The sequence below is a fragment of the Pseudomonas sp. MBLB4123 genome, assembly GCF_051904775.1.
In the GTDB taxonomy this organism is placed as follows: Bacteria; Pseudomonadota; Gammaproteobacteria; order Pseudomonadales; family Pseudomonadaceae; genus Aquipseudomonas; species Aquipseudomonas benzenivorans_B.
Map to the genome: position 1 here is coordinate 2,520,478 of NZ_CP196711.1, position 9,523 is coordinate 2,530,000.

Consider the following 9,523-nt stretch of genomic DNA (forward strand, 5'->3'; position numbering starts at 1 on the left):
GGATGTCGCAACGGGCATCGCAGAAAGCATGCCAAGAAAATCAACGACTTGATCGGGCCTTGCGGGCCGCCGCGAGGCGATACCGCGGGCCCAGGCCGTCCGAAACTGCCGCGTTGCGTCACCTGCGCCTCCGATCGGTTCGCGCGCAGGCACAGCCCGGTCGATGCAGTACAATCGGCGCCTTTCTCCGATTGAACGACCAGCCCCGCGATGATCGACCCCAAGCGCGTACTGCGCGCCCTCGCCGAACACTGGACCCTGCTCGAGCCGCTGTGCGAGCGTTTCGACGCCGGCACCCTGAGCCTGGTCGAGCTGCGCAACCAGCTCGCCGCCCAGCTGCCGGAGGGCACGCCCACCGACATCACCGCCCTGCTCGACCAGTGGATCCGCCTGGACATCCTGGTGCCCGTGGCCAAGAGTCCCAACCGCTTCGAGCTCAACGCGCAGATCCACGACTTCCTCGCCTACCTGCGCCGCGAACACCGCCTCGGCCTGTGCCTGGAGATCGAGGCCTACCTGCGCCACCTGGAGCGCCTGGCCGGCTATATCCAGGACGCCTTCGAGGTGCGCGACGCCGCCGACCTGGCGCGCCAGCTGCGCCTGCTCGACATGCGCGTGCGGGATGTCCTGAAGAAACTGGGCAACGACGAACAGGCGCTGATCGCCGTGGCCGAGCGGGCCAAGACCAGCGACCGGCAGATCCCCCTGCGCCAGCGCTATGCCGAGGTGCTGGCCACCTGGGACGAGTACGTCGAACCGATGATCCAGCTGGTCGCCGCCGACGGTGCCTTCGAGCAGGGCGTGTACCGCGTCGAGCAGGTGCTGCTGCGCCTGCTCGGCGAGCAGCAGCGCCTCGGCCAGCTGGTCGACGACGACCTGCTGCTGCGCACCCACGCGCGCATCCTGGAGATGCAGACCACCGCCCAGCTGACCCTGCGCAAGGCCCGCGAACTGCTGCTGCCGCTGCGCGAGGAGGCACGCCGGCACAACGCCGTGACCCGCGGCGCGGCGCTGGCCCTGTCGGTGATCCGCAAGAAGGGCCTGGATGCCGTGCCCCAGGCCGCCCTGCCGCTGTTCACCCGGCCGCAGAGCACCTTCCTCGGCAGCGCCGCCCAGGTCGAGGCCTACGTCTACGCCCTGGCCCGTTTCGAGTCCAAACCGGCGCACTTCCCCAAGGCCGGCGCCACGCGCAAGAGCGGCGCGCCCAAGGCACCGAAGACCGCCCGCGAGATGCTCGAGCGCTGCGAGCAGGCCCTGCCGCTGCCCGACCTGATGCTCTGGCTGCTGGAGCAGGAGCCGGAAGGCGCCACCGACGAGCTGCTCTACTGGTTCTCGCGCCTGTCCCGCGACGCGCGCTTCGAGCGTGAGCGCCTGGAGCGCCGTAACTACCTGACCCGCGAGCATCAGCTGAGCCTGAGCTCCTACGCCCTGATCAAGCCTGCGCCAGGAATGACCTCCGCATGAATATCGATTTGAAAGAAATGACCCAGCTGGCGGCGATCTTCCGCGAGCTGTTCAAGGGCTACCACCTGTCGCGCAGCGAGCCGGAGTGTTACGCCCAGCTGTCCAGCCAGCAGGACCAGTACCGCGCGCTGTTCAAGGCCCTCGGCTTCGAGCTGGTGTGCGATCCGCGCGGCTTCTACTACTTCGTCCCCGAGCAGATGGGCGCCCAGGTCAACAAGACCGCCCAGCGCCTGGCGCTGTTCACCTTTATCCTCGTGGAACATCTGGCGGACCAGGGCCGCGATCCGCTCAGCGTGCTGGACGGCGGCAGCATCGGCCGCGACGAGCTGCCGGCGCTGCTGGACAAGTACCGCGACCTGTTCCTGCAGGCCGAGGTCACCACCCAGGACGAGCTGGAGGACAAGATCATCCGCCGCCTGAGCCAGCTCGGCTTCGCCGAGGACAGCAACGGCGTGTACCGCTTCCTGCCGCCGATGCACCGCTTCCTCGACGTCTGCCTCAGCGTGCAGCACGACCGCGACCTGGCCGCCAGCCTGCACAGCAGCGACCTGCACCTGCCGGCACCGCTGCTGCTCGATGACGACAGCGGCGAGGCGATCATCGCCCTCGACGAATTCGCCGCCGAGGCATCCGAAGAAGACGCCCTGGCCCGCGCCATGGCCGAAGAACGTGCCGCCCAGGAGATCGACGCATGAGCCAGGAACGCTACGGCATCCGCCGCTTCGCCCTGCTGAACACCGCCGGCTACAGCCTCGGCCTGTTCCCGCTGGAGAACCCGCTGTCGGTGTACGGCGCCAACAACCTGGGCAAGTCGGCCTCGATCAACGCCCTGCAGTTCCCCATCCTGGCGCGCATGTCGGACATGAGCTTCGGCAAGTACAGCCTGGAGCAGTCGCGCAAGTTCTACTTCGCCAGCGACACCAGCTACATCCTGGTGGAGGTCGCCCTGCCCCACGGCCCCCATGTGATAGGCGTGGCCGGCCGCGGCCCGGGCGGCGGCTTCGGCCACCAGTTCTTCGCCTACCAGGGCACCCTGGACCTGGAGCACTACCAGAACAACGGCACCTGCCTGCGCCAGCGCGAGCTGTTCGCCAACCTCGAGCGCGCCGGCCTCAAGGCCTACGAGCTCAAGCCCGACGAGCTGCGCCGCCTGCTGGTCGGCGGCCATACCAGCATCCCCCTGGACCTGACGCTGATCCCGCTGCGTTCGACCAGCGAGCAGAGCCTGAAGACCTTCCGCGCACTGTTTATCAACCTGCTGCACATGCGCGAGATTACCGCGGCCAAGCTCAAGCAGCTGTTCCTCGACGCCTTCGAGCACAGCCTGCGCTCGGGCAGCGTCGACTATATCGCCGCCACCGAAGAGGCCTTCCGCGACGTGCGCCGCATGGAGCAGGACTACCAGGCCCTGGTCGCCGCCGGCCCCTTGATCGAGGCCCTGAGCGCCGGCGTGGCCCAGCGCGAGCAGCTGCGCGGCAAGCTGCACCGCCTCTCGCCGCTGCTCGACTCGCTGCTCGGCACCTGGCAGGACTACGCCGGCGCCCGCCGCGAGGAGCTGGTGATCCAGGCCGAGCACTACCAGGGCGAGCAGGACGGCCTGCAGCAGGAGCAGCGCGGCGGCACCGCCGAGCTGATGCGCCTGGAGCGGGCGATCAGCGAGATCCAGCGCTGGCTCGGCGAGCTCTCCGTGCTGAAGAACCGTTTCGCCCTGATCGAAGACGCCCAGGTGCTGGAGGCCCAGCTGCTGGCCGCCAAGGACGCCCACGACGAACTGGCCGGTGCCCTGGCCCAGTCCCGGCAGTTCTCCAGCGAGGACCTGGACGAGCGCCTGCGCGACCTGGAGAAGCGCCTCAAGTCGGTCAAGCAGCAGCTCGACCATGCCGACAACAACAGCTACGCACGGCTGCGCGAGGAATTCAGCCAGCAGGACGTGGACCGCCTGATGCGCCTGTTCAACGGCCAGCTGTTCAGCCTGCCCCTGGGCGAGAAAGGCATCCAGGCCGAAGGCGACGACTGGGTCAAAGCTGTGGAAGCGGTGCTGGACCGTTTCAAGGGCGACACCTTCAGCGTGCCGGGCCTGTCCATCGACCTGTCCCATATCGAGCCCCCGGCCCTGCAGGCCCTGGCCGACCGCGCCGCCCTGCGCGACCAGAAGGACCGCCTGGAGCGCGAACTCAAGCAGCTCAAGACCCAGCAGGCGGTGGCCGCCGACCGCGCCGCGAGCAAGGCCCAGGCCGAGGCGCTGTACCAGGCCGTGCTGGACGCGCAGAAGGCCCTGGAGGACTTCCGCCGCAGCCAGACGCTCTCTGCCGAAGAGGCCGATAAGTTGGAACAGTTGGCCCAACTGGAGGCCGCCCAGGACGAGCTGCGCCGTACCAGCGACGCCTTCGCCGAGCGCGTGCAGCAGCTGTCGGCCAAGCTGCAGCTGGTCGGCCGCCAGTTGGCCGACCTGGAAGCCAAGCAGCGCACCCTGGACGACGCCCTGCGCCGCCGTCAGTTGCTGCCGGCCGACCTGCCGTTCGGCACGCCCTTCACCGACCCGGTGGACGACAGCCTGGACAACCTGCTGCCGCTGCTGAACGACTACCAGGACGCCTGGCAGGGCCTGCAGCGGGTCGACGGGCAGATCGAGGCGCTCTATGCCCAGGTGCGCCTCAAGGGCGTGGCCAAGTTCGACAGCGAGGACGACGTCGAGCGCCGCCTGCAGCTCTTGGTCAACGCCTACGCCCACCGCCAGGACGAGGCCCTGACCCTGGCCAAGGCGCGCCGCGCCGCGGTCACCGATATCGCCCGCACCCTGCGCAATATCCGCAGCGACTACGACAACCTGGAACACCAGCTGGCGCTGTTCAACCGCGAGATCAACCGCCGCCAGGTGTCCAACCTCTCGAGCTTCCGCATCGTCCTGGCGCCGCACAAGGAGGCGCTCAAGCACATCGACCAGATCATCCACAGCGCCGGCCAGTACGAGGAAGGCGAGACCCTGTCGGTGTTCGACCTGCAGCAGAGCAGCGAGCAGGACGCCAGGAACGAGCAGGCCAAGGAGTACCTGGCGCGCCTGGTGGCGGCCAACCAGAACCAGCTGGGCCTCAAGGACCTGTTCGAGCTGGCCTTCGAGATCACCAAGGTCGGTGGTGCGCCTGTGATCCACACCGACATCGACGGGGCGGCCTCCAACGGCACCACCATGACCATCAAGGCGCTGACCAACATGTACCTGCTGCTGCACCTGATGGACCGCGAGCAGGCCGGACGGGTGCGCCTGCCCTACTACCTGGACGAGGCCGCCGATATCGACGAGCGCAACCAGCAGGCACTGATCGAGACCAGCCTGCAGCTGGGCTTCGTGCCCATCCTCGCCTCGGTCAAGCCGCAGGTCTCGGCCCACGTGGCCATCGACCTGGAAGGCGGCAGCGGCCCGGCCGGCATCTACATCGACGAGGCCGACTGGAAATTTATCCGCCCCCGTGAGCCGGCCAAGACCGAGGCCGTCCACGAAGAAGCCAGTGCCGAACCGGCCTGACCCTTCCGCCTCAATGAAAAGGGCCGCAGATGCGGCCCTTTTTCATGCTTCTACTACGGCAAGGCGATCTTCGGCGCCCACTGCAGCCACTGCTCCTGGGGCTCCTCGAACAAAGCGAAGGTCTGCCCCGGCTGGGCATGCCCCCCCATCTGTGCGCCTTCCGGAGTGGCGAAGGCCACGCCGCCGGCGATGATGGTTTCCAGGGACTCGGTGCGCACCTTCACCCCCTTGAACAGGCCGGCGTCGACGCCGATGCCGGAGCTGACCCAGAAACGGCTGCCGCCACGCACCAGGGGCGCATAACGCGGCTCGATCAGCACATGGACCAGCACCCGGTTGGCATTCGGCCCCAGCTCGACGCCCGTCACCTTGCCCACCGGCACCTCGCGGTAGGTCACCGGCTCGCCGGCCTTCAACGAGTTGCGCTGCTCCGCGCTGAGCACCAGGCGCAACCCGGATTCGCTCGATGCCTGGGTCGGCGGCCCGTCCAGGGCAACGAACTCGGTCAGCCGTCGCCCGCCCTGCTCCGCCGGTAACACTTCTAGGTACTGGCCGCCGACCAGGGTATCCAGGTTGGTCACCCGACTCAGGCTCAGCTCGGGCTTGACCACCCAGAACTGCGTGCCGGTACGGGCGATACGCTCGGCCGCCAGGGTGATCCGCCCATGCAGCAGGACGCTCTGCAGGTCCTCGCTCAGCTCGATGCGCTCGACCTTGCCCACGTCCAGGCCGCGGTAGCGGATGGCCGTCCCCGGCCCCAGGCCATCGCCACGTTCCAGGCGGATGCTGATCGCCACGCCATTCTGCAGCGCGCGTTCGCGACTCTCGTACAACGCAAAGCGTTGCACCCGCTTGGACATGACGGGCGCCTGCGCATCGGGGGTCTCGAAGGCGATGCCCCCGGCCAACAGGGTCTGCAGCGACTCGCTCTTGACCTCGATACCGGACAGCCCGCCTTTGAGGGTGATGCCGCTGGCGTTCCAGAAGCGCGTGCTGCTGTTGACCAGGTGCGCGTACTCCGGCTCGATGTGCACGCCGAAGGCCACCTGCTGGTCGTTGCGGGCCAGCTGCACGCTCTGTACCGAGCCGACCTTCACCTGGCGGTAGAGAATCGGATTGCCGACCTCCAGCGAGCCACGACTGTCGCTCAGCAGCACCAGATGCAGGCCCGGCGCGGCCAGGTCCAGCGGCGGCGCCTTGGGTCGGGCCTCGAACTCGCGCTTGGCCGCGGCGCCCTTCTCGCCCGGCCGCACGGCGATGTAGTTGCCCTTGACCAGGGCCTCCAGACCGGTGATGCCGGCCAGGGAGATGGACGGCTTGACCACCCAGAACTCGGTGCCCTCGACCAGATAGTCCTCGGTGCGCGGGTCGAGGGTCAGCTCGGCCGTGGCGCTGGTCAGGTCGTCGTTGACCTTCAGCGTCTTCAGGCTGCCGGCCTGGATGCCGTTGTACAGCACCGGCGTACGCCCGGCCTCCAGTCCCTCGAAGTCGCTGAAGGTGACCTGCACCCTGATGCCGGCCTGGGCCGCCTCGAAATCCTCATAGAGGCGGAACGGAAACACCGGATCGGTCGGCGGGCTGTCCTTGCGGTGCTCAGGCGTGGCGAAGGCGATCCCTCCTGCCACTATGCTGGCCAGCGACTCGCTGCGCAGCTTGAAACCCGACAGCCCGGCATCGATGCTGATGCCGCTGGCGTTCCAGAAGCGCGTGTGCTTGCGCACCAGACTGGCGTAGGCCGGCTCGATATAGACCTTCACCTCGACCGTAGTCTGGTCCTCGCCCAAGGCATAGCTCTTCACCCGGCCGACCTGGATCTGCTTGTAGAACACCGGGCTGTCGCGATTCAACGAACCCAGCCGCTCGGCCTTCAGGGTCAGGTGCAGCCCGGGCAGGTCATCGGACAAGGGCGGCGGTTCGGACAAGGCCTTGAACTTCAGGGTCGGCTCACCATCGCCCGGGCTGACCGCGATGTAGTTACCCGACACCAGGGTCTCCAGGCCGGTGATGCCGGCCAGGCTCACACTCGGCTTGACCAGCCAGAAGCGTGCGTTCTCGCGCAGGTGCGGCTTGACCTCCTGGTTCATCTCGATGGTGGCGATCACCCCGGGCTGCTCGCCGCTGTCGTCCAGGGCCAGGGCCTTCACCTTGCCGATCGGCATGCCCTTGTAGATGACTTCGGTCTTGCCGGCCTGGATGCCCGCACCACTGTCGAATAGCACCTGGATCTCGATGCCAGCCTGGCTGTAGGCACGCCAGCCCAGCCAGCCGCCGATCAGCAGGGCGAGGATGGGCAGCACCCAGATGGCCGACCAATTGGAAGCCGGGCGGGTTTTGGCCAGTGGCAGATCATTCATGGTCGTGTTCCGACTCCGTGTTGTCCCAGATCAGGCGAGGGTCAAAGGTCAAGGCCGCGAGCATGGTCAGGATCACCACGCTGGCGAAGGCCACCGCGCCCATGCCCGGTTCGATGCTGGCCAGGTTGCCGAACCTGACCAGCGCCACCAGGATGGCGATGACGAAGATGTCGAGCATCGACCAGCGGCCGATCCATTCGATGAAGCGGAACATGTAGATGCGCTGACGGGGCGACATCGGCTGATGGCGCTGCACCGAATACAGCAGCAGGGCGATGCCCACCAGCTTGAAGGTCGGCACCAGGATGCTGGCGATGAACACCACCGCGGCGATCGGCAGCATACCCAGGTGCACCAACTCGATCACCCCGGACATGATGGTGTCCGACTGGCCCTTGCCCAACGAGTTGACCGTCATGATCGGCAGCAGATTGGCCGGGATATAGAGGATCGCCGCGGTCAGCAACAGCGCCCAGGTGCGCGCCAGACTGTTCGGCCTGCGAGCGTGCAGCAAGCCGCCGCAACGCTCGCAATGCTGGTGCACGACCTCGGCCCGCAGCGGGTTGAGCAGGTGGCATTCGTGGCAGACAAGCAGCCCGGCATCAATCGCCCGCATGCCCGTCCTCCCCCGCCAGGGCCTGCCAGATCTGATGCGGCGCCATGCTCACCTCGAGCCAGGCCTGGACCAGCAGCAGCGCGACGAAACAGAACAAGCCGGCACCGAGACTGAGGTCCGCCAGATCCGCCAGTTTGACCATGGCCACCAGGATGCCCATCAGGTACACCTCGAGCATGCCCCACTCGCGTAGATGGTGATAGATGCGGTACAGCAGCAGGCCATAGCTGCGCCCCAGGTCCAGGCGGATGCTCAGCAGCACCGCCAGCTGGCACAGCAGCTTGAGCAGCGGCACCGCCATGCTGCACAGGAACACCACCGCGGCGATGCCCTGCATGCCGCTCTCGTACAGCCCGAGCACCCCGCTCCACACCGTGTCCTCGCTGCTCTGCCCGAGCAGATTGAGCCGCATGATCGGCAGGAAATTGGCCGGCACGTAGAGCAGCAGGGCGGCGATCACCAGCGCCAGACTGCGCCGCACCACCTGATGCCGGTGGGTATAGAGTTCGAAACCGCAGCGCGGGCACTCGACCCGCTCGTCATAGCCGGTGTTCGGCTTGCGCATCAGCAGGTCGCATTCGTGACAGGCGATCAAGTGCTCGACGGGGAGCTCCGGCAAAGGCTGGGGGGCGGCCGAATCGGACATAAACGAGCTCTCGGTGAAGAATGCTTATTCTAGACGAGCCCCGTGGCGAACTGGCGAGGGCATGCCGACAATATGGCCACTCGGGGCAGGCTCTGAATTTCCGCCGCGCAAAAGCAAACCCCCGACCTGCATATGCGGGTCGGGGGTTTGGGATAGGTGCTTGACGATGACCTACTCTCACATGGGGAAGCCCCACACTACCATCGGCGATGCATCGTTTCACTACTGAGTTCGGGATGGGATCAGGTGGTTCCAACGCTCTATGGTCGTCAAGCAATTCGGTTGGAGAGTCGGTGTTGAGTCGCCTCTCCATATTGGGTATGTGATGTCTGGTTTTGCGTGTTCTGGCAAATTTTCGGTTTGTTGTCGACTTCAACCATCGAGCACACAAACAGCAAATTGTTTGGGTGTTATATGGTCAAGCCTCACGGGCAATTAGTATGGGTTAGCTCAACGCCTCACAGCGCTTACACACCCCACCTATCAACGTCGTAGTCTTCGACGGCCCTTCAGGGAGCTCAAGGCTCCAGTGAGATCTCATCTTGAGGCAAGTTTCCCGCTTAGATGCTTTCAGCGGTTATCTCTTCCGAACATAGCTACCCGGCAATGCCACTGGCGTGACAACCGGAACACCAGAGGTTCGTCCACTCCGGTCCTCTCGTACTAGGAGCAGCCCCTCTCAAATCTCAAACGTCCACGGCAGATAGGGACCGAACTGTCTCACGACGTTCTAAACCCAGCTCGCGTACCACTTTAAATGGCGAACAGCCATACCCTTGGGACCGGCTTCAGCCCCAGGATGTGATGAGCCGACATCGAGGTGCCAAACACCGCCGTCGATATGAACTCTTGGGCGGTATCAGCCTGTTATCCCCGGAGTACCTTTTATCCGTTGAGCGATGGCCCTTCCATACAGAACC

6 protein-coding genes and 2 rRNA genes (1 of these 8 cut by a window edge) are annotated in these 9,523 nt (G+C 66.1%); 3 read left to right on the forward strand and 5 right to left on the reverse strand.

Translation table 11 applies throughout. The features are described 5' to 3' along the window. Positions 1–210: 210 nt before the first annotated feature. Genes mksB through mksF form a run of 3 tightly spaced genes read left to right on the forward strand, consistent with a single transcriptional unit; the run spans position 211 to position 4,987 of the window. Positions 211–1,464: an Mks condensin complex protein MksB gene (mksB, locus tag ACSX1C_RS11690; RefSeq protein ID WP_439886277.1), complete on the forward strand. Its 1,254-nt coding sequence runs from the start codon at positions 211–213 to the stop codon at positions 1,462–1,464. Next, positions 1,461–2,159 (forward strand): Mks condensin complex protein MksE, encoded by a 699-nt coding sequence (gene mksE, locus ACSX1C_RS11695; RefSeq protein WP_439886278.1) that lies wholly within the window; start codon positions 1,461–1,463, stop codon positions 2,157–2,159. Before mksB ends, mksE begins: the two co-directional genes overlap by 4 nt. Then, the gene (gene mksF, locus ACSX1C_RS11700; protein ID WP_439886279.1) at positions 2,156–4,987 is read left to right on the forward strand and encodes an Mks condensin complex protein MksF; all 2,832 of its coding nucleotides are present in this window, start codon (positions 2,156–2,158) and stop codon (positions 4,985–4,987) included. Before mksE ends, mksF begins: the two co-directional genes overlap by 4 nt. 53 nt (positions 4,988–5,040) lie before the next feature. Here mksF and ACSX1C_RS11705 read toward each other — a convergent pair whose 3' ends face one another. The 5 genes from ACSX1C_RS11705 to ACSX1C_RS11725 all read right to left on the reverse strand — a co-directional run. Continuing rightward, a complete protein-coding gene (locus ACSX1C_RS11705) occupies positions 5,041–7,341 on the reverse strand; it encodes an MlaD family protein (RefSeq protein ID WP_439886280.1) in 2,301 nt (766 codons plus the stop codon). Beyond that, on the reverse strand, positions 7,334–7,957 hold the full coding sequence (locus ACSX1C_RS11710) for a paraquat-inducible protein A (protein WP_439886281.1): 624 nt from the start codon (positions 7,955–7,957) through the stop codon (positions 7,334–7,336). Before ACSX1C_RS11710 ends, ACSX1C_RS11705 begins: the two co-directional genes overlap by 8 nt. Then, positions 7,944–8,603, reverse strand: a complete 660-nt coding sequence (locus tag ACSX1C_RS11715; protein ID WP_439886282.1) for a paraquat-inducible protein A — start codon at positions 8,601–8,603, stop codon at positions 7,944–7,946. Before ACSX1C_RS11715 ends, ACSX1C_RS11710 begins: the two co-directional genes overlap by 14 nt. 158 nt (positions 8,604–8,761) lie before the next feature. After that, a 5S ribosomal RNA gene (gene rrf, locus ACSX1C_RS11720) occupies positions 8,762–8,877 on the reverse strand. 140 nt (positions 8,878–9,017) lie between these two features. Continuing rightward, positions 9,018–9,523: ribosomal RNA gene (locus tag ACSX1C_RS11725) — 23S ribosomal RNA — on the reverse strand (it continues 2,384 nt past the right edge of the window).